This is a genomic window from Caballeronia sp. LZ001, from assembly GCF_031450875.1.
Classification (GTDB): Bacteria; Pseudomonadota; Gammaproteobacteria; order Burkholderiales; family Burkholderiaceae; genus Caballeronia.
Genome location: NZ_JARTVX010000004.1, coordinates 659,264 through 683,305, shown reverse-complemented (window position 1 = coordinate 683,305; position 24,042 = coordinate 659,264). Strand labels below are relative to the sequence as shown.

24 protein-coding genes are annotated in these 24,042 nt (G+C 61.7%); 19 read left to right on the top strand and 5 right to left on the bottom strand.

The annotated features are described in order from the left end of the window. The 4 genes from P9292_RS13440 to P9292_RS13425 are packed head-to-tail and all read left to right on the top strand — an operon-like array spanning position 1 to position 3,576. On the top strand, positions 1-1,050 hold the full coding sequence (locus tag P9292_RS13440; RefSeq protein WP_309850270.1) for an aldo/keto reductase: 1,050 nt from the start codon (positions 1-3) through the stop codon (positions 1,048-1,050). Further along, entirely contained in the window at positions 1,047-1,880 is an 834-nt protein-coding gene (locus tag P9292_RS13435; RefSeq protein ID WP_309959436.1) for an amidohydrolase family protein, read from the top strand. The genes P9292_RS13440 and P9292_RS13435 overlap by 4 nt, the downstream gene beginning before the upstream one ends. A gap of 52 nt (positions 1,881-1,932) precedes the next feature. After that, the gene (locus P9292_RS13430) at positions 1,933-2,676 is read left to right on the top strand and encodes an SDR family oxidoreductase (protein WP_244829007.1); all 744 of its coding nucleotides are present in this window, start codon (positions 1,933-1,935) and stop codon (positions 2,674-2,676) included. A 54-nt stretch (positions 2,677-2,730) separates the two neighbouring features. After that, positions 2,731-3,576: an ureidoglycolate lyase gene (locus P9292_RS13425; protein WP_309959434.1), complete on the top strand. Its 846-nt coding sequence runs from the start codon at positions 2,731-2,733 to the stop codon at positions 3,574-3,576. 73 nt (positions 3,577-3,649) lie between these two features. On the opposite strand, the gene P9292_RS13420 is transcribed toward P9292_RS13425, so the two are convergent. Beyond that, a complete protein-coding gene (locus P9292_RS13420; protein WP_244829009.1) occupies positions 3,650-4,087 on the bottom strand; it encodes a PaaI family thioesterase in 438 nt (145 codons plus the stop codon). Between the two features lie 252 nt (positions 4,088-4,339). On the opposite strand from P9292_RS13420, the gene P9292_RS13415 reads away from it, so the two are divergent. After that, entirely contained in the window at positions 4,340-5,881 is a 1,542-nt protein-coding gene (locus P9292_RS13415; RefSeq protein WP_309850265.1) for a methyl-accepting chemotaxis protein, read from the top strand. Positions 5,882-6,012: 131 nt separating this feature from the next. Here the strand turns inward: P9292_RS13415 and P9292_RS13410 are convergent, their stop codons facing one another. Next, positions 6,013-7,092 carry an AGE family epimerase/isomerase gene (locus P9292_RS13410; protein ID WP_309959432.1) on the bottom strand — a complete coding sequence of 360 codons (1,080 nt, stop codon included), beginning with the start codon at positions 7,090-7,092 and terminating at the stop codon, positions 6,013-6,015. 122 nt (positions 7,093-7,214) lie between these two features. Between P9292_RS13410 and P9292_RS13405 the strand changes: the two genes are divergently transcribed. The 7 genes from P9292_RS13405 to P9292_RS13375 all read left to right on the top strand — a co-directional run bounded on the left by P9292_RS13405 (position 7,215) and on the right by P9292_RS13375 (position 13,911). Next, on the top strand, positions 7,215-7,898 hold the full coding sequence (locus P9292_RS13405; RefSeq protein WP_244829012.1) for an MgtC/SapB family protein: 684 nt from the start codon (positions 7,215-7,217) through the stop codon (positions 7,896-7,898). A gap of 146 nt (positions 7,899-8,044) precedes the next feature. After that, positions 8,045-8,971, top strand: coding sequence for a hypothetical protein (locus P9292_RS13400; protein WP_309959430.1), 927 nt, complete (start codon positions 8,045-8,047; stop codon positions 8,969-8,971). Between the two features lie 262 nt (positions 8,972-9,233). After that, on the top strand, positions 9,234-9,386 hold the full coding sequence (locus P9292_RS13395) for a hypothetical protein (protein WP_250466395.1): 153 nt from the start codon (positions 9,234-9,236) through the stop codon (positions 9,384-9,386). A 424-nt stretch (positions 9,387-9,810) separates the two neighbouring features. Further along, positions 9,811-10,989 (top strand): glycine betaine/L-proline ABC transporter ATP-binding protein, encoded by a 1,179-nt coding sequence (locus tag P9292_RS13390; protein ID WP_250466396.1) that lies wholly within the window; start codon positions 9,811-9,813, stop codon positions 10,987-10,989. Beyond that, a complete protein-coding gene (choW, locus tag P9292_RS13385; protein WP_244829016.1) occupies positions 10,982-11,884 on the top strand; it encodes a choline ABC transporter permease subunit in 903 nt (300 codons plus the stop codon). Before P9292_RS13390 ends, choW begins: the two co-directional genes overlap by 8 nt. Before the next feature lie 7 nt (positions 11,885-11,891). Continuing rightward, positions 11,892-12,884 (top strand): GlxA family transcriptional regulator, encoded by a 993-nt coding sequence (locus P9292_RS13380; protein WP_250509764.1) that lies wholly within the window; start codon positions 11,892-11,894, stop codon positions 12,882-12,884. Positions 12,885-12,975: 91 nt separating this feature from the next. Beyond that, positions 12,976-13,911, top strand: a complete 936-nt coding sequence (locus tag P9292_RS13375; RefSeq protein WP_250509765.1) for a choline ABC transporter substrate-binding protein — start codon at positions 12,976-12,978, stop codon at positions 13,909-13,911. A 3-nt stretch (positions 13,912-13,914) separates the two neighbouring features. Here the strand turns inward: P9292_RS13375 and P9292_RS13370 are convergent, their stop codons facing one another. From P9292_RS13370 to P9292_RS13360, 3 genes are all read right to left on the bottom strand, one after another. Next, positions 13,915-14,679: a class II aldolase/adducin family protein gene (locus P9292_RS13370; protein ID WP_250466401.1), complete on the bottom strand. Its 765-nt coding sequence runs from the start codon at positions 14,677-14,679 to the stop codon at positions 13,915-13,917. A gap of 48 nt (positions 14,680-14,727) precedes the next feature. Next, complete coding sequence (locus tag P9292_RS13365; protein WP_244829020.1) at positions 14,728-15,816, bottom strand: GlxA family transcriptional regulator; 1,089 nt, start codon at positions 15,814-15,816, stop codon at positions 14,728-14,730. A gap of 113 nt (positions 15,817-15,929) precedes the next feature. After that, entirely contained in the window at positions 15,930-16,244 is a 315-nt protein-coding gene (locus P9292_RS13360; protein ID WP_250466403.1) for a hypothetical protein, read from the bottom strand. 395 nt (positions 16,245-16,639) lie between these two features. On the opposite strand from P9292_RS13360, the gene P9292_RS13355 reads away from it, so the two are divergent. Genes P9292_RS13355 through P9292_RS13325 form a run of 7 tightly spaced genes read left to right on the top strand, consistent with a single transcriptional unit; the run spans position 16,640 to position 23,984 of the window. Further along, the gene (locus P9292_RS13355) at positions 16,640-18,034 is read left to right on the top strand and encodes an L-serine ammonia-lyase (RefSeq protein WP_250493037.1); all 1,395 of its coding nucleotides are present in this window, start codon (positions 16,640-16,642) and stop codon (positions 18,032-18,034) included. A gap of 31 nt (positions 18,035-18,065) precedes the next feature. Beyond that, positions 18,066-19,310 (top strand): sarcosine oxidase subunit beta family protein, encoded by a 1,245-nt coding sequence (locus tag P9292_RS13350; protein ID WP_244829023.1) that lies wholly within the window; start codon positions 18,066-18,068, stop codon positions 19,308-19,310. Between the two features lie 23 nt (positions 19,311-19,333). Beyond that, entirely contained in the window at positions 19,334-19,636 is a 303-nt protein-coding gene (locus P9292_RS13345) for a sarcosine oxidase subunit delta (RefSeq protein WP_244829024.1), read from the top strand. Further along, positions 19,633-22,635, top strand: a complete 3,003-nt coding sequence (locus tag P9292_RS13340; RefSeq protein WP_309959425.1) for a sarcosine oxidase subunit alpha family protein — start codon at positions 19,633-19,635, stop codon at positions 22,633-22,635. Before P9292_RS13345 ends, P9292_RS13340 begins: the two co-directional genes overlap by 4 nt. After that, positions 22,625-23,278 carry a sarcosine oxidase subunit gamma gene (locus P9292_RS13335; protein WP_250466411.1) on the top strand — a complete coding sequence of 218 codons (654 nt, stop codon included), beginning with the start codon at positions 22,625-22,627 and terminating at the stop codon, positions 23,276-23,278. Before P9292_RS13340 ends, P9292_RS13335 begins: the two co-directional genes overlap by 11 nt. Beyond that, positions 23,275-23,709, top strand: coding sequence for a dihydroneopterin aldolase (locus P9292_RS13330; protein ID WP_250466413.1), 435 nt, complete (start codon positions 23,275-23,277; stop codon positions 23,707-23,709). Before P9292_RS13335 ends, P9292_RS13330 begins: the two co-directional genes overlap by 4 nt. Positions 23,710-23,720: 11 nt before the next feature. After that, complete coding sequence (locus P9292_RS13325; RefSeq protein ID WP_244829028.1) at positions 23,721-23,984, top strand: hypothetical protein; 264 nt, start codon at positions 23,721-23,723, stop codon at positions 23,982-23,984. The last annotated feature ends 58 nt before the right edge of the window (positions 23,985-24,042 follow it).

The window sequence follows — 24,042 nt, the reverse complement described above, 5'->3', positions numbered from 1 at the left end:
ATGAACGGAGACACGCAGGAGGCCGTCACGCGCCGACGCAAGATCGGGCGGACGGATCTGGAGGTGACGGCACTTTCGCTCGGCACGGCGCCGCTAGGCGGGCTTTATCACGAACTGACGGAAGACGAGGCGCGCGCTACAGTCGATGCGGCGTGGCAAGCGGGCATCCGTTTCTTCGATACCGCACCGCATTACGGACACACGAAGGCAGAACACCGTCTCGGCGATGCCCTGCGACGCCACGCGCGAAGTGACTACGTGCTCTCGACCAAAGTGGGCCGCCGCTTCGTGCCGCGCACCGCGCCCGACGACGGCAGCGAAGGCTGGGCCGCGCCGCTACCGTTCCAGGCCATCTACGACTACACCTACGACGGCATCTTGCGCTCGTTCGAAGACAGCCAGCAGCGGCTCGGCATGATCGACATCGATATCGTGCTGATACACGACATCGGCCGTGTCACGCACGGCGAAAAAAACGCGCATTACTGGCGTCAGCTCACCAGCGAAGGCGGTTTTCGTGCGCTCGATGAACTCAAGCAGTCGCGCGGCGTGAAAGCAGTCGGCCTCGGCGTGAACGAAGGCGCGGCGGTGCGCGAGGCAATGGCCGAATACGACATCGACTGCGCGTTGCTCGCTGGCCGCTACACGCTGCTCGAACAGAACACGCTCGACGATCTCTTGCCCGAGTGCGAACAGCGCGGTGTGAGCATCCTGCTTGGCGGCGCGTTCAATTCGGGCATTCTCGCGCGCGGTCTCGATGCCGACGCGCAAGGCGATCTCAAATTCAACTACGGCGATGCGCCCAAAGAGATCGTCGATCGTGTGGCGAGGCTGGAACGCATCTGTCGCGAGTATGGCGTCGCGCTGTCGACGGCCGCCCTGCAGTTTCCTTATGCGCATAAAGTCGTCGCCACGGTGTTGATGGGCGCGCGCAAGCCCGAGGAAGTGCGTGAGAATGCGGCGTCATTCGCCACGCCGGTTCCTTCGGCGTTGTGGGACGCTTTGCGTGCGGCTGGCTTGCTGCATGAGAAGGCGCCGACACCGCAATGAACATCGACGCTCATCAACATTATTGGGACCCGGCGCGTGGCGATTACGGTTGGCTCACGCCCGATCTCAAGCCGCTCTATCGCGTCTTCGGTTCCGATGATCTGGCGCCGCTCCGCAAGATCACGAATGTCAAGCAAACGGTCGTCGTGCAAGCGGCGGCGACCGTCGATGAAACGCGTTATCTGCTCGATCTAGCGCGCGATGACGAATCCATTGCGGGTGTCGTCGGCTGGGTTCCGCTCGATTCCGTCGACGCGGTAAAAATCATCGACGAATTTGCGCGCGACAAAAAATTCAAAGCCGTGCGGCCGATGCTGCAAGACCTGCCCGACGATACGTGGATAGACCACGCGCCGCGCCCGGAAGCCATCCAGCGTCTGATCGAGCTCGATCTTGCTTTCGACGCCCTCATCTTCGCGCGCCACGTGCCATCGCTCGTCGAATTCGCCGGGCGTTATCCGGCGTTGCGTATCGTCGTGGATCACGGCGCGAAGCCGCCCATCCGCGATGGCGAAGCGGGCTGGCAACCGTGGGCCGGTGGCATCGCGCAACTCGCTGCCTTGCCGCAGCGCCTCTATTGCAAGCTATCGGGGCTCGCGACAGAAGCGTCGCCTAGCTGGACCGCCGACACGCTCGCGCCTTACGTCGCGCATCTCATCGACCAATTCGGACACGAGCGCCTCATGTGGGGCAGCGATTGGCCGGTACTGAACTTAAACGGTTGCTACACTGATTGGCACGCCGCCGCGAGGCGCTTGGTCTCGCATCTCGAAAAAGCCGAGGAAGACGCGATTTTCGGCGGAAACGCCCGTGCGTTCTATCGCCTCTGAAGCCGCTGATATACCCGGCATGTCTTAAAATCAACTTCCACTGGAGCAGTAGATGGTACAAAGACTGGCAGGCAAGACGGCGCTGATCACCGCGGCGGGACAAGGAATCGGGCTCGCGACGGCCGAGCTTTTCGCGGCGGAAGGCGCGCGCGTGATCGCAACCGACATTCGTATCGAAGGGCTCGAAGGCAAGCCGGTCGAAGCTCACAAGCTCGACGTGCTCGACCCCCAAGCCATCGAGGCGCTCGCGAAGGAAGTCGGCGCCATCGACGTGCTCTTCAACTGCGCGGGCTATGTGCATCCCGGTTCGATTCTCGAAGCGAGCGAAGCGGACTGGGACCTCGCCTTCAATCTGAACGCGAAGGCCATGTATCGGACGATCCGCGCGTTCCTGCCGAAGATGCTGGAAAAGGGCGGCGGCTCGATCGTCAATATGTCGTCGGCGGCGTCGAGCGTGAAGGGCGTGCCGAACCGCTTCGTGTATGGTGCGTCGAAGGCGGCGGTCATCGGGCTCACGAAATCCGTCGCGGCGGATTTCGTCACGCGCGGCATCCGCTGCAACGCAATTTGTCCGGGCACGGTGGAGTCGCCGTCGCTGAAGGACCGCATCGCCGAGCAAGCCAAGGCGCAGGGCGCGACGATCGACCAGATTCAGGCGGCTTTCGTTTCGCGTCAACCAATGGGCCGCGTCGGCCGCACGGAAGAAATCGCGGCGCTCGCGCTGTATCTCGCCTCGGACGAGTCGTCGTTCACGACGGGTCAGGCTCACGTCATCGATGGCGGCTGGTCCAACTAAGACCGGCCGCTGCGTTTTCAACCTTTGCATTTCGAAACACGAGGATCTATTCAGATGAAGCTGCTTCGTTACGGCCCCAAGGGTCAGGAAAAACCGGGTTTGCTGGATGCCGAAGGCAAGATTCGCGATCTGTCGAAGGTCGTGGACGACATCTCCGGCGCTACGCTGACCGATGCGGGCCTGGCCAAGCTGCGCGCGACCGACTCGGCGTCGCTGCCGGTGGTGGATGGCAATCCGCGTATCGGGCCGTGTGTCGGACGTGTGGGCAAGTTCGTGTGTATTGGCCTCAACTACGCGGATCACGCTGCCGAATCGAATCTGCCCGTGCCGACCGAGCCGGTCATTTTCGGCAAGTGGACGAGTGCCATTTGCGGCCCGAACGACGACGTGGAAATTCCGCGCAATTCGAAGAAAACCGACTGGGAAGTCGAACTCGGCGTGGTGATCGGCAAGGAAGCCAAGTATGTCGATGAAGCCAACGCGCTCGACTACGTGGCCGGTTACTGCGTGATCAACGACGTCTCCGAGCGCGAATGGCAGCTCGAACACGGCACGCAATGGGACAAGGGCAAGGGCTTCGACACGTTCGGCCCGCTCGGCCCGTGGCTCGTGACGAAGGACGAAGTCGCCGATCCGCAGAAGCTCGATCTCTGGCTCGAAGTGGACGGTCATCGTTACCAGAACGGCAACACGAAGACCATGGTCTTCACCGTCGCGCAACTGGTCGCGTATCTGTCGAAGACGATGAGCCTGCAGCCCGGCGATGTAATCTCGACCGGCACGCCTCCGGGCGTCGGCATGGGCGTGAAGCCCAGCGCCGTGTACCTGAAGTCCGGGCAGACCATTCGCCTTGGTATCGAAGGTCTCGGCGAGCAGCAGCAGAAGACGGTCGACGCGTAATTCCTTCGCGCCGTGAAAGCAAAAAAACCTCGCTGCGGCGAGGTTTTTCGTCTTCAGGACGGAAGGTTGAAATTCAGGCGTTATAGAGCGCTTCGGCCGCGCTTTCGCTGATGCGCGTGATCGTGCCTTGCGCCACCGCGACGAGCGTCTCGGCATTGCCGTCGGTGACGAAGACATCGCACTGGCAGGTTGCCTGCGTCATGCCGGCATGCACCACGCGCGCCCGCGCCATCAGCGTGCCGGAAACCGCCGGGCGCAGATAGTTGATCTTGTATTCGCCGGTGACGACCTTCGGACCGAGCCTCAGTGCGCCCGCGAACGTCAGCGCGTTGTCCACAAGATAACTCACCACCCCGCCGTGCACGAAACCGTGTTGTTGCCTCAGCTCATCGCGGATCGGCAGACACAGCGTGAGACTCGCTGCATCGACCTGCATCAGTTTCGTTCCGAGCAAGGCGCTAAACGGTTGCGCATTCAACGCACCGCGCGCGATATCGACTAATTCGGCCATTCGGACACTCCTTGGGGTGGGTTCGGCGCCGTCCTGCAAAGACAATAGGTAGGGTTTCTTCGCACTGCAAGGACGTTCGACAAAAATCGTGCGAACGCAGCATGCGCGCGCCCGCCGTTTCGGCAAGCGCGCCGGTCATCCCGCTCGCGCAAAGCGGCATCGACGCCAAACAATTCAAGCTGGCGCGCTTCATTGCCGTAAACCCGGACTTCCGCCGTAGTCATACGGCTCATTCGTTCGGGTTCTTGAGAAATGTTTGCAAAGATCAAGGTTTCATCCGGTTTGCTCGCCGTGCTGGTGGTGTTTTGCCTATTCCAACTGGTCACCGAAGGGCTTGGCTTCTGGTCGCTTTCGCGCACGCATGACGATGTGGGCAACCTGTCCGATATCGCGCTCAAGCAAGTCAACGCGGTCAACAAGACCACGCAGCATCTGATGGATGCGCGCATCAACCTGTCTCGCGCCGGCACGCGCATGGTGCGCGGCGGCACGGAGCCGGTCGAGATCGTGCAGCACGCGCGTGAGCAGATCGCGCAGGCGGACAAGTCGTTCGCGGCCTTCCTCGACGCGCCGAAGACCGGCGATGAGAACAAGGAGCGCATGGCCGCGCTTCAGGCCAAATACGCGGAGTATTCGAAGGCGCTCGGCGAGCTCGTCCAGTATCTGGATGCGGGCAACATTCAGGCGTTCCTCGATCAGCCGACACAGGGCTTTCAGGATCGCTATCTCGCCGAACAGCAGAACTTCGTCAACTTCGGCAATGCGGCGAGCAGTGCGTATCTCGAATCGATCGATACGCGCTACGCCTGGTTCCGCGCGGTCGGCATCGCCATTTTCGTGGCGCTGGTCGCGGGTGTCGCGGCGGTGCATTTTGCGCTGCGCCGTGGCGTGATCGCGCCGCTGGAAGAAGCGGGACGCCATTTCGAGCGCATTGCGCAAGGCCGCCTCGACGAACGTATCGCGGATCGCGGCAGCAATGAAATCGGCAGGCTCTTCGCGGGACTCGCGACGATGCAAGCAAGCGTCGCCACGACGGTAAAGACGGTGCGCGAGACGTCCGATTCGATCAACTTGGGCGCCGATGAAATCGCGAGCGGCAACGCCGATCTGTCCGCGCGCACGGAGAATCAGGCGGCATCGCTCGAGGAAACGGCGTCGAGCATGGAAGAATTGACGGCGACGGTGCGTCAGAACGCCGAGCACGCGCGCGAGGCCAACACGCTGGCGGGCGTGGCGCTCGAAGCGACTTCACGCGGTTCCGGCGTGGTGGATGACGTCGTGGAGAAGATGCGCGGCATCGCGAAGAGCTCGGACAAGATCGCGGAAATCATCTCGGTCATCGACGGCATCGCGTTTCAGACCAACATCCTCGCGCTGAACGCGGCCGTCGAAGCGGCGCGTGCCGGTGAGCAAGGGCGCGGGTTTGCAGTCGTCGCGGGCGAAGTGCGCGGCCTCGCGCAACGCTCGGCGCAATCGGCGAAGGAAATCAAGGAACTGATCGGCGAATCGGTCGCGCAGGTCAGCGACGGCTCGACGCTGGTCGAACGCGCGGGCACGGCGATGCGCGAGGTATCGACCTCGATTTCACGCGTCACGCAGATGATGGCGGAGATCAGCGCGTCGTCGCTGGAGCAGAGCGTGGGAATCGAGCAGGTGAACCAGGCCGTGACGCAAATGGACGAGATGACTCAGCAGAACGCCGCGCTCGTGGAGCAGGCCGCGGCTGCCGCGCAGTCGCTCCATGAACAGACGCGGCAGTTGAAGGATGCGGTTTCGGTGTTTCAGGTGGCTTGACGAGTGGATGACTTCGGCGTCTGTCGGGCGCCTGAATTTTCACGGCCCTGACGCTTTCGCTCGTCGAATGCGCAGGGCGGCTATCGATTGCAGCCGTAAGCAATGGCGTGATGCGATGGCGATCCAACCGCTCAATCCGGCAACGCCGCGTATGCCGTCGCCAAATGATACGGCGTGGTCGAAGGCATCTCCGACCTTGTGATCGCGCCGTCAGCCGAGCGGCACTCGATCCACCCGCGCGCATGTAGGAACCGTGCGCCGAAGCGTTCGATCTGTTCGCCGACGGCTTCGCCGCGCGTTGCCAGCGCGCGTAGATATTCGGTTTGCGCCCAGATGCGCTGCGTGCCATCGATCACGCGTCCCGCTTCGTCCAGCGCGGCGCTCACGCCGCCAGTCGACTTGTCGACGCCATGTTTCCGCGCGAAGTCGAACGCCTGTTCGAGCCGCGCGTTCAGTCCCGCCGCCTCGAATGCGGGATGGCCGCTGCCGATTGCCAGGAAATACCACTCGAATTGATGTCCCGGCTCTAGGCGATTGCCCGGCGCGCCAATCGGCAATTCGGCGATACTGCCGGTCGCCTCGTGCACGAACGTGCGCGCGACCGATTGCGCCAGCACGGCGAGCCGCTCGTCGAAAGCGATGTTGCCCGTGGCATCGCGCGCGGCGAGCCACGCTTCGCTCAAATGCATGAGCGGATTTTGCAGCGGACCTTCGAGCATCGCGCCGAAGTCTTCGCTGTACGCGGCGTTCAGCAAGCCGCCATCGCTACCCGCGAACTTCGTTTCGATAAGCCGCGCGGTTTCATCGAGCAAGCCGAATGCGTCCGCCGATCCGCTCTTTTGCGCGAAATGCGCGCACGCATAAACCACGAACGCGTGCGTATAAAGGTCCTTCTGGCGCTCGTGGGGCGCGCCGTTTGCATCGACGCTATAGAACCATCCGCCGTTTTGCTTGTCCTGAAAATAGTGTCGCAACGATTCGAACAGCACCGACGCGTGCGCGAGATCGCCTGCATCCGTGAAAGCGAACAACTGACGGGCGCATGCCATCGCGCGATAACGCTTGGGTGGCAACGGCGCGTGATCGTCGGGCGTAACGGCTTCGAATGGCAGGTGAAGCGCTGTGTTGAAGCCGGGACCGCGCCAAATGGGCAGCACGATGCTCGTGTAGTGTTCGCGCAATGAAGTGCCGTTTGAGTGCTGTTGCTGCATAAGACAAGTTCCAGCCTGATGGTTCGGAAGAGATGAGCCCTTTGAAAACGGCTCGGCACAGCCGGATAAGCATAGCAAAAGCGCTCCGGCAGGAGACCGGCCACGACGACAGGAGGTCAAAGATGTTGGGCAACGTAGAACTCGTTTCACGACTCATCATGGCTGCGGCGCTCGGCAGCGTGATCGGTTTCGAGCGCGAACGGCTTTCATGGGCGGCGGGCTTGCGCACGCACATGCTGGTGTGCGTTGGCTCCGCGCTCATCATGATCGTGTCTGCCTACGGTTTCGAAGAGGCGCTCAAGGCCGATCACGTCGTGCTCGATCCATCGCGGATCGCGGCGCAGGTCGTGTCCGGCATCGGCTTTCTCGGCGCGGGATCCATTCTGCTGCGCGGCGAGATCGTGCGCGGGCTGACCACCGCCGCGAGCTTGTGGTCGGTTGCGGCGATCGGGCTGGCGGTAGGCGGCGGGCTGTACACGGCATCGATCGCGGCGACGGCCATCATCCTCGTCATTCTGGCGGGACTCAAACCGCTGGAGCGGCGCTTCATCAGCGTCAAGCAGCAGCGGCAATTGACGATGCTGGTCGATCGCGGCTCGCTGTCCTTTCACGGCCTGCACGAAGCGCTCGGGCCAGGCAGCGTGCGCGTGAAGCAGTTCGTCGTGCAGCAAAGCGACGAATCGCCGGAACTCGATGAAGTGCAGGTCGTGCTTTCGCGGCTTTCGACGCAGGAATATCGGTCGATTTGCGAGCGGCTCAAGCATCTGAGCGTGGTGCGGGAATTCCACGAAGAGGATGGAAGCTGACGGCATCGCCCGCGCGGCGCAAGACATGCACGAACACGATGTGGGATAAGCCGCCGCGCCGTGCGACAATGCCGCCTCTCGAAAATCATTGCCGAACCGCATGTGCGCGTTTCGCGCCGGTTGTCCCGGTCACCGCCTTTCGACCTATGCCAGATCCTGCTGTTAAGCGTCACCGCCATACCTTCGATACACCCGCCGACGCCGTCGCTCCTCTCACGCGACCGCGCCGTGGCCGCACCGCCGAGGCGTCATCGGACGACAGCGCCGACACCGAAAAGAAACTCGCGCGCGCCGTGCGTTCGGCGCAGCGTCTTGCCCAGTTGAGCGCGACGCAGCGCTGCGCGGGCGAGACGCTCGATCTCTTCGCCGAAGACGCCGAGCGCGCCAACCTTCAGGCGCTGAACACCGACATTCGCCAGGGCACGTTCGAAGGCTTCGAACTGCCGGACGTGTTTTTGGCGGCGGTGCAATCGAATGGCGCATTGGCCGTGAACAAGCGGATGGCGCCGCGTTCGGAAGCCGCGCCGCATCCGGCATCGGTTCAGGACGAGTTGCTCGTCGTGGCCGAAGGCGATGAAATCGACGCTGCGCCGCCAACTCATGCGCCAGGCGAACTTGCTGCATCGATCGACTCGCATTCCGCGGATATCGTCGCAGGCTCATTGAGCGCCGCGCTCGTTGATGCACGCATTGCGCATGAGGACGCGTCCTTCGACCCGGTGCTGGATCGCGCACGCGTGACGGCGTTCACCGACACCATCGACGCGTTACGCGCCGTGATCTCGGAGCAGCGCGGATCGACTGCCGCGCACGCCCGCCGCATGAAGACGCTGCTGACGATAATCGTGTGCGTCACGCTGCTGACGGTGGCGACCGGCGTCGTGCAAACGGTCGTGCTGATGCGTATGGGTCGCGACACCACGTTGCAGCAGGAGCGCATGGAGCAACTCATGCTCAATCAGCAGACGACACTTGCTTCTCTCTTCGACGCGGATTCCGAAACCGCCGCCATTAACGGCGCTGCGAATCGAGAGACGGCGCGTGCGCTCCACTCGCAACGTCACACGCGCTGATTTCCGCCAAAAACTGTTACTTTGACGCGACATTCTGTCTCAAGACGGACTGTCGCGTAATTTTTTCCGCCACTCTCTGCGTGCTTGCTGGAAGGCCGTCTCCGAGCTGTCCCTGTTTTTCTGCAAAACGGTCATCCGGTTAAATGTAGAAAAACTACCAAATTGCTCGGCTGTAAATGTTGCATTGCACTAGGAATGGCTAAGTGCAAACCCTATAATCGGTCCTAAGGGAAAACCCTCTTATCACCAACCGGAGTTTGACATGAGCTACCTCTTCGCCTTGCTGCAAAAATTCGCTTCGCTGTTCGAATCGCCGCATCTGCCGATGGACAGCGACTACTCGTATCAAGCGCGTTTCCGTGAATCTGAGCGTCAACGCAAGTCACGCGGTACCGCTTTCGGCGTTCGTCTGTAATGCGTAACTAATGGCGGTGCGGGACAACCACAAATAGCAATGCGAGACGGCCTGACGCCGTAGACCCCGCCCGCCGATTAGTCTTAAGTTTGTAGTTTTTCTAGCGGATTCTCGCTGACTTTCCGCCTTTAAGATCGCCCCGACCGAGCAATTTGGCCGCACGATCATCCTTCTTCCCCGCATCTGCATTGCAAACGCGCGAACACTTGTTCTTGCGCGACACGCGCAATTCGCCGAATCTTGGCCATTCGACGCCAAAAAATCCTTGCGTCACAAGGGCTTACCCGCGCCCGTCCAGAATCCTCCTTATTCCATTGTCGTATTTCGACATGCAGTTGTCGCAAATAGTCGGCTAGCGATACTTTTTTCTGGCAACTATGTATGCACAGCGCGGACGCACGTCCGCCACGCTATGGAGATTTCGATGAATTCCCCAAAGGTAGTAGTCGAAGGGCTATGCAAGGTGTTCGGCAACAGCCCCAAGCAGGCGATCGACATGCTCGCCGGCGGCGCGACGAAAGAAGAAGTCTTTGCGCGCACCGGGCAGATCGTCGGCGTACATAACGTTTCCTTCGACGTCAAGGAAGGCGAGATCTTCGTGCTCATGGGCCTTTCCGGTTCCGGCAAATCGACGCTGATCCGTTTGATCAACCGTCTCGTCGATCCCACCGCCGGCAAGGTGCTGATCGATGGCCGCGACGTGGCTGCCGTGCCGCGCTCGGAACTCACGGCGCTGCGCCGCAAGGACATGAGCATGGTGTTTCAGTCCTTCGCGCTGATGCCGCAGCGCACCGTGCTTTCGAACGCCGCGTTCGGTCTGGAAGTCGCGGGCGTCGGCAAGAAGGAACGCGAGAAGCGCGCGATGACCGTGCTCGAACAAGTCGGCCTTGCATCGTTCGCGCAGAAGTTGCCAGCGCAACTATCGGGCGGGATGCAGCAGCGCGTGGGGCTTGCGCGGGCGCTGGCGGTGAATCCCTCGCTGATGATCATGGACGAAGCGTTCTCCGCGCTCGATCCGCTCAAACGCAAGGAAATGCAGAACGTCCTGCTCGACTTGCAACGCGAGCAGCAGCGCACGATTCTCTTCGTCTCGCACGATCTCGAAGAAGCCATGCGTATCGGCACGCGCATCGCGATCATGGAAGGCGGCCGCGTGGTGCAGATCGGCACGCCGCAGGAAATCATCCAGAACCCCGCCGACGACTACGTGCAAGCGTTCTTCGACGGCATCGATACCAGCCGCTATCTGACCGCCGGCGACCTCATGCAGACCGATGTCGTGCCGCTCATGAAGCACTCGCCGCAGATCGACGCATCGAGCGTGGCGGAGACGCTCAACGGCAGCGCGGACTATGCGTTCGTGCTTGACGGCGAGCGGCGCATTCGCGGTTTCGTCGGCCGCGATTCGAACGGCAATCCAGTGCCGCAGATCAATCACATCGAGTGTATCGAGCGCAACATGACGCTCGATGACGTCGTGCACCGCGTGGTCGCGAGTCCCGCGCCGCTGCCGGTGGTCGACGCCGAGGGTTTCTATTGCGGTTCGGTCAACAAGTCGAACGTCCTGAAGGTCTTAACCCGCCATCGAGGTTCCCATGTCTGAAATCATTCCGCTCGGTAGCTGGGTCGATCACGGCGTCCATTACCTGCTCGACCACGACGCCAAGACGTTCGATTCAATCGGCAAGGTCATCGAGAGCTTCGCCGCTTTCATCGAACACAGCCTGCAGGCCGTCCCGATGTGGGCGCTCATGGCCATCTTCGTCGGCATCGGCTTGTGGCGCGTGGGCTGGCGCTTTGCCGCCTTCACGTTGCTCTCGCTGTTGCTGATCTACGCGACCGGCTTCTGGGATCAGATGGTCATCACGCTCGGTCTCACGCTCTCGTCGACCTTCATCAGCCTGTTGCTCGGGATACCGCTCGGTATCTGGACGGCGAAGAGCAAGGTCGTGGAGATGGCCGTTCGTCCCGTGCTCGACTTGATGCAGACGATGCCCGCCTTCGTGTATCTCATTCCCGCCGCGATGCTGTTCGGCCTCGGCCGCGTGCCCGGCATTCTTTCGACCGTGATCTTCGCGATGCCGCCCGCCGTGCGTCTTACGTCGCTCGGTATCAAGCACGTGAACCGCGAGATCGTGGAAGCGGGTCAGGCGTTCGGCTGCACGCCGTGGCAACTGCTCTACAAGGTGCAGATTCCCAACGCGCTGCCTTCGATCATGACCGGCGTGAACCAGACGATCATGATGGCGCTGTCGATGGTCATCATCGCGTCGATGGTGGGTGCGGGCGGTCTTGGCAACGACGTGCTCGCGAGCATTCAGCGTCTGGATATCGGCCTCGGCTTCGAGAGCGGCTTGTCCGTCGTGTTGCTGGCGATCATTCTGGACCGTATCACCGAGAGCTTCGGCCGTTCGCCCGGCATGGCGCGCGCCCCGCTTCTTTCGGGCATTCGCAGCGTCATGAAGGTGCGCCGCGCACCGGCCGCGCAACAAGGCTGATGCGCTCATGAAACGCGACGCGCTCGTTCCGGCTGCCTCGGAATCGCCGTTGTCCAACCTCGCGCACTTCGGCTTCCTCACGCTGCCGAATTTCTCGATGATCGCGTTCACGAGCGCGGTCGAAGTGCTGCGCATGGCCAACTACGTCGGCCGCGCGCAGCACTACACGTGGTCGGTCATCACACCGGATGGCGAGCCTGCTCGAGCAAGCAATGGCATCACCGTGAAGCCGACCACGACGCTCGACGAAGCCGGCATGCCCGATGTGCTCATCGTCTGCGCGGGCTGGCACGTGACGGATCACGTGGACGATACGATCATCGAGCTATTGCAGCGCGTGCACGAAGCGGGCGTTCCGCTCGGCGGTATTTGCACCGGGCCTTATGCGTTGCTCGCGGCCAAGCTGCTCGACGGCTATCGCTGCACCGTGCACTGGGAAGACATGTCGCCGCTCAACAAGCGCTTCCCGCATGTGCGTTTTGCCGATGAGCTCTTCGTGATCGACCGCGACCGCATGACTTGCACGGGTGGCACGGCGCCGCTCGATCTCATGCTCAATCTCGTGAGCTTGCGGCTTGGCCAGGCGCATGCGGCGCAAGTGTCGGAGCAGTTCATCGTCGAACGCATTCGCTCTTCGACGGACTATCAGCACATTCCCGTCGATGCGCGCGTCGGCTTTTCGCGTGCCGAACTCGTCGAAGTGGTGCGCCTGATGGAAGCGAATATCGAAGAGCCGCTTTCGCTCGAAGAACTCGCGCGGCTCGTGCATCTGTCGCAACGACACTTGCAACGCATGTTCAAGATGTTCCTCAATGTATCGCCGACGCATTACTACTTGACGCTTCGCTTGCGGCGCGCACGCGAGTTGTTGCGCAACACGGATGCATCGATTGCACGCGTCACCAGCATCTGCGGATTCCATTCGCCTTGTCATTTCAGCAAGGCGTATCGCGCGCAATTCGGGCACGCGCCGAGTGTGGAGCGGCGTCTGTCTGCTTGACCTAATCGACATCGTTCTGGCTTCGCGCGTTCTTCATGGACCGCGCGTGAGCCTCTCATCGTCAATTGAAAACAGCAACGGGAGATAAGGCATGAATCGTTCGTGGATCGCATCGTTTGCTTTCGCGGTAACTTGCGCTGCGAATGCGGCAGAACCCGCTGCATGTAAGAACGTGCGTTTCGCCGATGTCGGATGGACCGACATTGCCGCGACCACCGGGCTTGCATCGACGGTCCTGCAGGGACTTGGTTATAGCCCGACGAAAACGATCGCATCGGTGCCGATCACCTTCGCTGGCGTGAAGAGCAAGCAGATCGACGTGTTCCTCGGCTACTGGTCGCCGACCATGGATCCGATGATCGATTCGTTCAAGAAAGCGAATCAGGTGAAGGTGCTGCCGACGCCGAATCTCATCGGTGCAAAGTACACGCTCGCGGTGCCGGAATACGCGTACAACGGCGGCATCAAGACGTTCAGCGATATCGCGAAGAACTACGACAAGCTCGACGGCAAGATCTATGGTATCGAGCCGGGCAACGACGGTAACGCGCTCATCAAGAAGATGATCGACAGCAATCAGTACGGGCTCGGAAAGTTCAAGCTGGTTGAATCGAGCGAGGCGGGGATGCTTGTCGAAGTGAATCGCGCCATTCGCGACAAGAAGCCGATTGTGTTTCTGGGCTGGGAACCGCATCCCATGAACGTGCAGATGAAGATCGATTATCTCTCGGGCGGCGACGATGTCTTCGGCCCCAACTACGGCGAAGCGCGCGTGCTGACCGTGACGCCGACCGATTACGACACACGTTGCCCGAATGTCGCGAAGCTCGTATCGAATCTGCGGTTCACGACGGACATTGAGAATCACGTCATGCTGCCGATCGTGAACAAAACCGACGCCAACAAGGCCGCGCGCGAGTGGTTGAAGCAGAATCCCGCGGTGCTCGATAAATGGCTCGCAGGTGTCAAAACGTTCGATGGCAAGGACGGGTTGCCGGCGGTGAAGGCTTATGTCGCCGGCAACTGAAGGTCAGGTGCGATAGTCCGTCTTGCCGCCCTCGATCATGCGCAAGGCGGCTTGCCATTGCAGCGCGATGATCCCTTCCGACTCGTCCCTGCGATACTGCGCGGCAGTCGTTTCGCAAACCTTCTGCGAAGGCAGATTCAGCTCGCCGCCGCCCGCGAGCGCACGCAATTGAATCTCGCAGGCGCGTTCGAGGAAATACATCTCCTGAAACGCCGAGGGAATCGACGGGCCGCAAGTGAGCAGCCCGTGATTGCGCAAGATCATCGCGTTATGCAGGCCGAGATCGTTGACGAGCCGGTCACGTTCCGCGAGATCGAGCGCAATGCCTTCATAGTCATGGTAAGCAATGTGCCCGTAGTACTTGAGCGCATGCTGGCTGATCGGCAAAAGCCCTTGTTTCTGCGCCGATACCGCCGCGCCCGCCGCCGTATGCGTATGCACGACGCACACGACATCGTGACGCGCCATATGAATGGCCGAGTGAATGGTGAAGCCCGCCGGATTGACGAGAAACCGCTCCGGATAATCCCGCGCCGCCGGATCCACCGCGCGTCCTTCGCTATCGATCAAAACAAGGTCCGACGCGCGCATCTCGTCGAAGAGCACGCCGTATTTGTTGATGAGGAAGTGATGCTCCGGCCCCGGCACGCGCGCACTGATGTGCGTGAAGATCATGTCGGTCCAGCGAAAATGCGCAATCACGCGGTAGAGCGCCGCCAGATCGCAACGCAGCGCCCATTCTTCCTTCGAATAACCGTGGTTCTCCATGCCGTTCCTCCTTGGGTTGTAAGCCGCGGATAACGTGGATAGATCGTGTTAGATCGCCTGTGCGCGGCCCGGGAAAGTCTCGTCGTAGTCCAGCGTCTGATTCTCTTCTTCGGCGTTGCCAGAGCCGCCTTGTTCACGATACATCATCGGCGGAAGACCGTATTGCTTGCGGAATTCGCGGCCGAGATGCGAGGCATCGGAAAAGCCGCAACTCGATGCAATATCCGCTACCGTCTTGTCCGAACTCGTGAGCAGCCACGCCGCCGTGCGCAAACGCACTTGCTTTGCGTAGGCTTGCGGCGCCTTGCCGGTTTCCGCCTTGAACAGACGTTCAAGCTGACGCGTTGAAAGGTCAAGCTTGTGCGCGAGTTCGTCGAGCGTGAGCGAGCGTCCCACGTGCTGTTCCATCAGCAGAATGGCGCGCTTGACCTTGGGATGCGTCGCCGGCGCAAGTCCCGGCGGATGCGGCTGAGGCGCGTTGCCCTTCTGCATGTCGTCGACGAGGAGAATGCGCAATGCCTTTTGCACCGTCGCGGTCTCGAAGTGACGCAGCAGGATGGCCGCCGCGACATCGATGGATGCGCGTCCGCCCGAACACGTAATGCGCCGCCTGTCGATCACGAAGAGCCGGTCCGCCACGAGCGCCTGCTCATCCACGTGCGGAAAGCGTTCGACGAAGTCCCAGTAGTGAAACCAGCTCACGCAGATTCGATGCCCTTCCAGCACGCCCGCACGCATCAGCGAGAACACGCCCGTGCACATGCCGACGATGGTTGCATCGAGCGCGGCGGCGCGGCGGATGAACTGCAAGGTGGCATCGCTTGCGGAGGGCCCCGAGTGCAAGAGACCGCCGACCACGACGACGTAATCGAAGTGCTCGGCCTGATCGAAAGTCTCCCACGGCGTGATCTGGATGCCGCAGCTTGCGCGCACGGGTGCGAGCGTCTCGCCAATCACGCTCCACGAACAGCGCACGGGGCGGCTGAAATCGCCTTCATCGGCGGAAAGGCGCAAGAGATCGACGAAACCGGAGAACGCGGTCAGCGTGAAGTTCGGCAACAGCACGATGCCGAAGCGAATACGCGATTTGGATTGACCGTCGATGGAAAGCGGCGGAAGCGATTCTGCGGGGTTCATGCGCGTGAAGTGCGGCGGCCTGGAAGTATGCCGCGAGCATATCACTCGTGCGTGGAGCACGGGCGCATGGTCAGAAATGAGAAGGGCCGCGATACGGCGGCCCTGAAGGAAGACTAGTTGCCCAGCACGGCGATGGCCCAGGCGAACGCCGAGCCGACGAGTGCGCCGGTGGTTCGACCGAGCAGGCTTGCGACGGTGTAGTCGGCCCAGCGCTGTTCGACTTCGGCCTTCAATACGCCGAAGTAACGCAAGGCGGGATCGACGCAACACGCGATCATCAACGCGGCCCAGGTGGGCGCTTCGCGCGTGAGAACGTGTTCGGGAGAAATGATGTCGATGGCCTGAAGCAAGCCGACCACCGCGGCGCCGACAATGAAAGCAAGAGTCCAGGATTTGAAGAACTGATCGGGAAGAGCAGAGCTTTGCATGGATACAGAAGACGAAGGAACAACAGAGAAACGAGCGACGCGTCAAGCCTTGAAGGGTGGCCGCTCACGGACTTAGGGAATATACCGAGACGTCCTCTTTTGGCCCGTAGGATCAGTCTCAAAAATCCCGCGATCTGCAACGAAGCTGCGCAAAAACGCGCCAACCTCGAAATGCTCTGCTACCGCGCGCGTTCGCGTGGCGGACTCATGCGGCGACTTTCGATCAAACGTCATGAACCTTGGTAAATCCGTCATTGGGGCGAGCGTTCCCGCGCGCTGACGCCGCCATCCCATTTCGATGCCGCTTTTGTTCTATCGGACGGATTTGCGGTTTGGTGCAATGAGCACAGTCGCGAAAGGTGGGCAAGCGGCCCATGATCCAACCAGGAATGCACATGAACGTCAGCGTTTTCGATCTGTTCAAGATCGGCATCGGTCCTTCCAGCTCGCATACCGTCGGGCCGATGATCGCGGCGTGCCGCTTCGCCTCGCACATCGAGGACGCGAATCTGCTTGGCTTCGTCACGCGGGTGCGCGCTGAACTGTTCGGCTCGCTCGGCGCCACCGGCAAGGGCCACGGCACCGACAAGGCCGTGCTGCTCGGCCTGGAAGGCAATCTGCCCGATCTGATCGATCCCGACCTGATCGCGCCGCGCCTCAAAGAAATTCGCGAGACGAAGCGCCTGATGTTGCTCGGCAAGCATGCGGTCGCGTTCGAAGAGCGCGAACACATCGGCTTTTATCGCAAGCTGATGCCGGGTGCGCCGGGATCGAGCATCGTGCATCCGAACGGCATGCGCTTTCAGGCGTTCGACGAGAACGGCCAGCTGCTCGTCGAGAAAGAATACTTCTCGGTCGGCGGCGGTTTCGTCGTGAATCGCGAAGGCGATCGCGTCAACGGACTGCGCGCGGGCGGCAGCGTGCCGTATCCGTTTCGCACCGGCGACGATCTCATGCGCGTGTGCAAGGAGACAGGTCTGTCTATCGCCGATATCACGTTGCAAAACGAATGCGCGAATCGCAGCGAACAGGAAGTGCGCGAGGGCATGCTCGCCGTGTGGCGCGTGATGGCGGCATGCGTCGAGCGCGGCTGCAAGGAACGCGGCGAGTTGCCGGGACCGATGCACGTCAAGCGTCGCGCGGCGGATCTTTCGTCGCAACTGCGCTTTCGTTCCGAAGAGTCGTTGCGCGATCCGCTTTCGATGCTCGACTGGGTCAACCTCTATGCAATGGCCGTCAACGAAGAGAACGCGGCGGGCGGCCGCGTCGTCACCGCGCCGACCAATGGCGCAGCGGGCGTGATCCCCGCCGTGCTGCACTACTACGTGAAGTTCATGCACGGCTCGAACGACGATGGCATCGTGCGCTTCCTTCTTACGGCAGCGGCCATCGGCATCATCTACAAGGAAACGGCTTCGATCTCGGGTGCCGAAGTGGGCTGCCAGGGCGAAGTGGGCGTGGCCTGCTCGATGGCCGCCGCCGCGCTGGCATCGGTCATGGGTGGCACGCCCGCGCAAGTCGAAAACGCCGCCGAAATCGGCATGGAACATAACCTTGGCATGACCTGCGACCCGGTGGGCGGCCTCGTGCAGATTCCCTGCATCGAGCGCAACGCCATGGGCGCGATCAAGGCCATCAATGCCGCGCGCATGGCGATGAAGGGCGACGGCCAGCATTACGTCTCGCTCGATTCGGTCATCAAGACCATGCGCGAAACCGGCGCCGATATGAAAACGAAATACAAGGAGACGTCGCGCGGCGGACTGGCCGTCAACGTCATCGAATGCTGAATTCAGTACGTCACGAAGGAAAGGAAACACCATGACCCGCTATTCGATCTTCAGCCTCTTGCGCAACGGCATGTCGTATCACGAGAACTGGGAGCGCCAGTGGCGAAGCCCCGAGCCCAAGCGCGAATACGACGTGGTGATCGTCGGCGGCGGCGGGCATGGTCTTGCGACGGCGTATTACCTGGCGAAGGAACACGGCATCACGAATGTCGCGATTCTGGAGAAGGGATGGATAGGCGGCGGCAATACCGCGCGCAACACGACGATCGTGCGCTCGAACTATCTGTGGGACGAATCTGCGGCTTTATACGAAAAGGCAATGAAGCTGTGGGAAGGCCTTTCGCAAGACCTCAACTACAACGTCATGTTCAGCCAGCGCGGCGTCATGAATCTCGCGCATACGCTGCAGGACGTGCGCGATACCGAACGCCGCGTGAACGCCAACCGTCTCAATGGCGTCGATGCCGAGTTCCTCACGCCCGCGCAGATCAAGGAAATCGAGCCGACTATCAATCTCAATAGCCGCTATCCGGTGTTGGGTGCGTCGATTCAACGGCGCGGCGGCGTCGCGCGTCACGATGCCGTGGCGTGGGGGTTCGCGCGCGGCGCGGATCAGGCGGGCGTGGACATCATCCAGAACTGTCAGGTCACGGGAATTCGGCGCGACGGCAGTCAAGTCACGGGCGTCGATACCACCAAGGGTTTCATCAAGGCGAAGAAGGTCGCGGTGGTCGCGGCGGGCAATACGACATCGCTTGCGGATATGGCCGGCGTGCGTCTGCCGCTCGAAAGCCATCCGCTGCAGGCGCTCGTGTCCGAGCCCATCAAGCCGGTGGTCAACACGGTCGTCATGTCGAACGCGGTGCACGCTTACATCAGCCAGTCCGACAAGGGCGATCTCGTGATCGGCGCGGGCGTCGATCAATACACGGGCTTCGGGCAGCGCGGCAGTTTTCAGATTATCGAAGGCACGCTGGAGGCTATCGTCGAAATGTTCCCGGTGTTCTCGCGCGTGCGCATGAATCGCCAGTGGGGCGGCATTGTCGATGTCTCGCCGGATGCTTGCCCGATCATCAGCAAGACGGATGTAAAGGGCCTCTATTTCAATTGCGGCTGGGGCACGGGCGGCTTCAAGGCGACGCCGGGCTCGGGCTGGGCGTACGCGCACACCATCGCGAAAGACGAGCCGCATGCGCTGAATGCGCCGTTCTCGCTGGAGCGCTTCTATACGGGTCATCTGATCGACGAACACGGCGCGGCTGCCGTGGCGCACTAATCGCACTTTTGGGAGTTAGGAACATGTTGCTGATCGAATGCCCCTGGTGCGGCCCGCGCGCCGAAAGCGAATTTTCCTGCGGCGGCGAAGCGGATATCGCGCGCCCGCTCGAAACGGACAAGCTCACCGACAAGGAATGGGGCGATTACCTCTTCATGCGCAAGAACTCGCGCGGCAAGCATCGCGAACAATGGATGCATGCGCAAGGCTGCCGTCGCTGGTTCAAGGCGCAGCGCGATACGGTTTCATACGAGATTCAGGGCTACGAGACGTTCGACCGTCCGCTTGCCGTGATGGACACGAATAACGGAGGCACGTCGAAATGAGCCAGAAAGACCGACTCGGCGCGGGTGGACGCATCAACCGCGCGATTGCGTTGACGTTCACCTTCAACGGCAAGACGTATCAAGGTTTTCAAGGCGATACGCTCGCCTCCGCGCTGCTCGCCAACGGCCAGCATTTCGTTGCGCGTAGCTGGAAGTATCACCGGCCCCGCGGCATCGTCACGGCAGGTGTGGAAGAGCCGAATGCCGTCGTGCAGTTGGAAACCGGCGCGTACACGGTGCCCAATGCGCGTGCCACCGAAATCGAGCTGTATCAGGGACTCGTCGCGACGAGTGTGAATGCGAAGCCGAGCATCGAGAACGATCGCATGGCGGTGAATCAGAAGATCGCGCGCTTCATTCCAGCGGGCTTCTACTACAAGACCTTCATGTGGCCGCGCAAATTCTGGCCGAAGTACGAAGAAGTGATTCGCGATGCAGCGGGTCTTGGCAAGGCGCCCGAGCAACGCGACGCGGATCGTTACGACAAGTGCTTCGCGCATTGCGACGTGCTCGTGGTCGGCGGCGGTCCTTCGGGACTCGCGGCGGCGCATGCGGCGGGTTTGTCGGGCGCGCGCGTGATTCTCGTCGACGATCAAAGCGAACTCGGCGGCTCGTTGCTCTCGTGCCGCGCGGAGATCGATGGCAAGCCCGCGCTGCAATGGGTGCAGAAGATCGAAGCCGAACTGCGCAAAATGCCCGACGTGAAGGTACTTTCGCGCAGCACGGCGTTCGGCTATCAGGATCACAACCTCGTGACCATCACGCAGCGTCTGACCGAGCATCTGCCGGTGTCGTTGCGCAAGGGCACGCGTGAACTGCTGTGGAAGGTGCGCGCCAAGCGCGTGATTCTCGCGACGGGCGCGCACGAGCGGCCTATCGTGTTCGGCAACAACGATTTGCCGGGCGTGATGATGGCCTCCGCCATATCGACGTATCTGCATCGCTATGCGGTGTTGCCGGGACGTCGCGCGGTCGTGTTCACCAACAACGATGACGCGTATCAGTGCGCGCTCGATCTGAAGGCGGCCGGCGCGGACGTCACGGTCGTCGATCCGCGGCCGGCGGAAACGAAAGGCGCGTTGCCTGCTGCCGCGCGTCGCTATGGCGTGCGCGTCATCAACGATGCGGTCATCACGGCGGCGCACGGCAAGCTGCGCGTGTCGTCAGTGGAAGTCGCGGCTTATGCGAAGGGGCAAGTCGGCGCGAAGCAGTCCGACCTGCAATGCGACCTCGTGGCGATGTCGGGCGGCTGGAGTCCCGTGTTGCATCTCTTCGCGCAATCGGGCGGCAAGGCGCACTGGCACGAGGATAAAGCCTGCTTCGTCCCCGGCAAGGCCATGCAACTGGAAAGCAGCGTGGGCGCGTGCGCGGGCGAGTTCTCGCTGGCGCGCGGCATCCGCTTCGCACTCGATGCGGGCGCCGACGCAGCGCGCGCGGCAGGGCTTATCGTCGCGCGGCCGAATCCGGTGCAAGTGGCCGAGATCACGGAAGCGCCGTTGTTGCCGTTGTGGCTCGTCGGTGGACGCGAACTCGCGACGCGCGGCCCCAAGCAGTTCATCGACTTCCAGAACGACGTCTCTGCTGCCGACATCTTTCTCGCGGCGCGTGAAGGCTTCGAATCGGTCGAGCACGTGAAGCGTTATACGGCGATGGGCTTCGGCACCGATCAAGGCAAGCTCGGCAACATCAACGGCATGGCGATTCTCGCGCAAGCTCTGAACAAGACGATTCCCGAGACCGGCACGACGACCTTCCGCCCGAACTACACGCCGGTTTCATTCGGCACGTTCGCGGGCCGCGAACTGGGCGAGTTTCTCGATCCGGTGCGCAAGACGGCGGTTCACGAATGGCACGTTCAGAACGGCGCCGCGTTCGAGGATGTCGGCAACTGGAAGCGTCCCTGGTACTACCCGAAGGCGGGCGAGGACATGCACGCGGCAGTCGCGCGCGAATCGCTCGCAGTGCGCGAAAGCGTCGGCATTCTCGATGCATCGACGCTCGGCAAGATCGACATTCAAGGCCCGGATGCGGCTCAGTTGCTGAACTGGGTCTATACGAATCCGTGGAGCAAGCTCGAAGTCGGCAAGTGCCGCTACGGTCTCATGCTCGACGAAAACGGCATGATTTTCGACGACGGCGTGACCGTGCGCCTGGCCGACCAGCATTACATGATGACGACCACTACGGGCGGCGCGGCGCGCGTACTCACGTGGCTCGAACGCTGGCTGCAAACCGAATGGCCCGACATGCGCGTGCGGCTTGCCTCCGTGACGGATCACTGGGCCACGTTCGCGGTCGTGGGACCGAACAGCCGCAAGGTGCTGCAGAAGGTGTGTCACGACATCGACTTCGCGAACGCCGCGTTCCCGTTCATGAGCTATCGCGAGGGCACGGTGGCGGGTGCATCGGCGCGCGTGATGCGCATCAGCTTCTCGGGCGAACTCGCGTATGAAGTGAACGTGCCGGCCAATGTCGGACGCGCGGTGTGGGAAGCCATCATGGAAGCGGGCGCGGAATTCGACATCACGCCCTACGGCACCGAAACCATGCACGTGTTGCGCGCGGAGAAGGGCTACATCATCGTGGGCCAGGATACGGACGGCTCGATGACGCCTTACGACCTCGGCATGGGCGGGCTAGTCGCGAAGTCGAAGGACTTCATCGGCAAGCGTTCGCTCACGCGTTCGGACACCGCCAAGCCGGGACGCAAGCAGTTCGTCGGTCTGCTCTCGGACGATCCTTCGTTTGTCATTCCGGAAGGCTCGCAGATCGTCGCGGGTCCGTTCCAGGGCGACTCGGCGCCAATGCTCGGTCATGTCACATCGAGCTATTTCAGCCCTATTTTGAAGCGCTCGATTGCGCTTGCCGTGGTGAAGGGCGGTCTCGACAAGATCGGCGAGGCGGTCACCATTCCGCTTTCGAGCGGCAAGCAGATCAACGCAAAAATCACCAGTTCGGTGTTCTACGACAGCGAAGGAGCACGTCAGCATGTGGAATGAAACCAGAGGTTCCTCGACGGTCGTCGACCGCGTCACGGTTGGACAAGGCGTGTGGCAGGAGTCACCGCTCGTCGGCGCGGATGCGTTGCTGAAGGCGCATCAGGCGGGCTCGCCGAAAGCGTTTCGTCTTTCCGAGCGGCCGTTTCTCCAACTCGTCAACGTGCGTGGCGATACGCGCGATGCGGCCTTCGTGCAGGCCGTGCAAAGCGTGATTGGCTGCGCGCCGCCCGACAAACCGAACACCACCGCGCGCGGCAATGGCTACGACATGCTGTGGCTCGGCCCCGATGAATGGCTCGTGCGCTCACTGACCGCGCACGATGCCGCACGCCCCGCGCCGCTCGAAGCGAAGTTGCGCGACGCGTTCAAGGGCGCGTTCGCGGCAGCGGTGGATATCGGCAGCGGCTATACGGTGCTCGAAATCGATGGGCCGCGCACGCGCGATGTCCTTTCACGCGGATGCCCGCTCGACCTGCATCCGAAAGTATTCGGCGAAGGCCAGTGCGCGCAGAGTCATTACTTCAAGGCTTCGCTCACGCTCGTGCCGTTGGGCGGTGACCGCTTCGAACTGATCATCCGCCGCAGCTTCGCGGACTACTTCGTGAAGATCATGCTCGATGCCGCCGAGCCCTTGCTCGCATGAAGCCGTTCGAACCGCTTGCCATGGGCGGACAGGGCTGGCGCGTCGTCGTCGATGAACTGATGGTGACGACGCGCGTCGGCTTGTACGAACATGAGCATCGTGCGCCGCAGCCGGTTGCTATCGATGCAAGCCTGCGCTATCGAAGCACGCCGCATGAATCGACGGATGGTCTTATCGATTACGAAGCGTGGTGCGATCGCGTGAGTGCGTTTCTCGAAACGAAGCCGCATACGCGTTTGCTCGAAACGCTCGCGATGGAAATCGCCGCGTTCTCCTTCGATGAATGGCCCGCGCTCGACGGTCTCACGCTCGCGTTGCATAAGCCCAAGATTCGTGAAGGCACGCGCCGTCTTGCGTTGGAACTTGACTGGCGTCGTGCCGATTTCGACGCGTGGCGCGCACAGAACGCAGCCGCGCTTCAAGCTTCCTGACCTTCACGACGATGACTTCATCGCGCGACACGGCGGCGTTGCTCTCCGAGCGCGCGGTCAAGGAGCGCGATGCGAACGCGGCGCTCGCGCTTCTCGAACGCAGCATTGCGTTGAAGCATCGGCGGATTGCGTTGATTCGCTATCTGCATGCGCAGTATCTCGACGCGCCGCTCGATGCGCGTCACCACGAGTACGTGAAGGCCATCGCTGCAAGGCTCAGCGTGGATGCGCTCATGCGTATTGCCGCGGCGGCGCGCGCACGCTATGACGCATGACGCGTACGTTCCATCCCGATGACGCGAATCTTCTATGTTGCGGATTTATGTCGGCGTC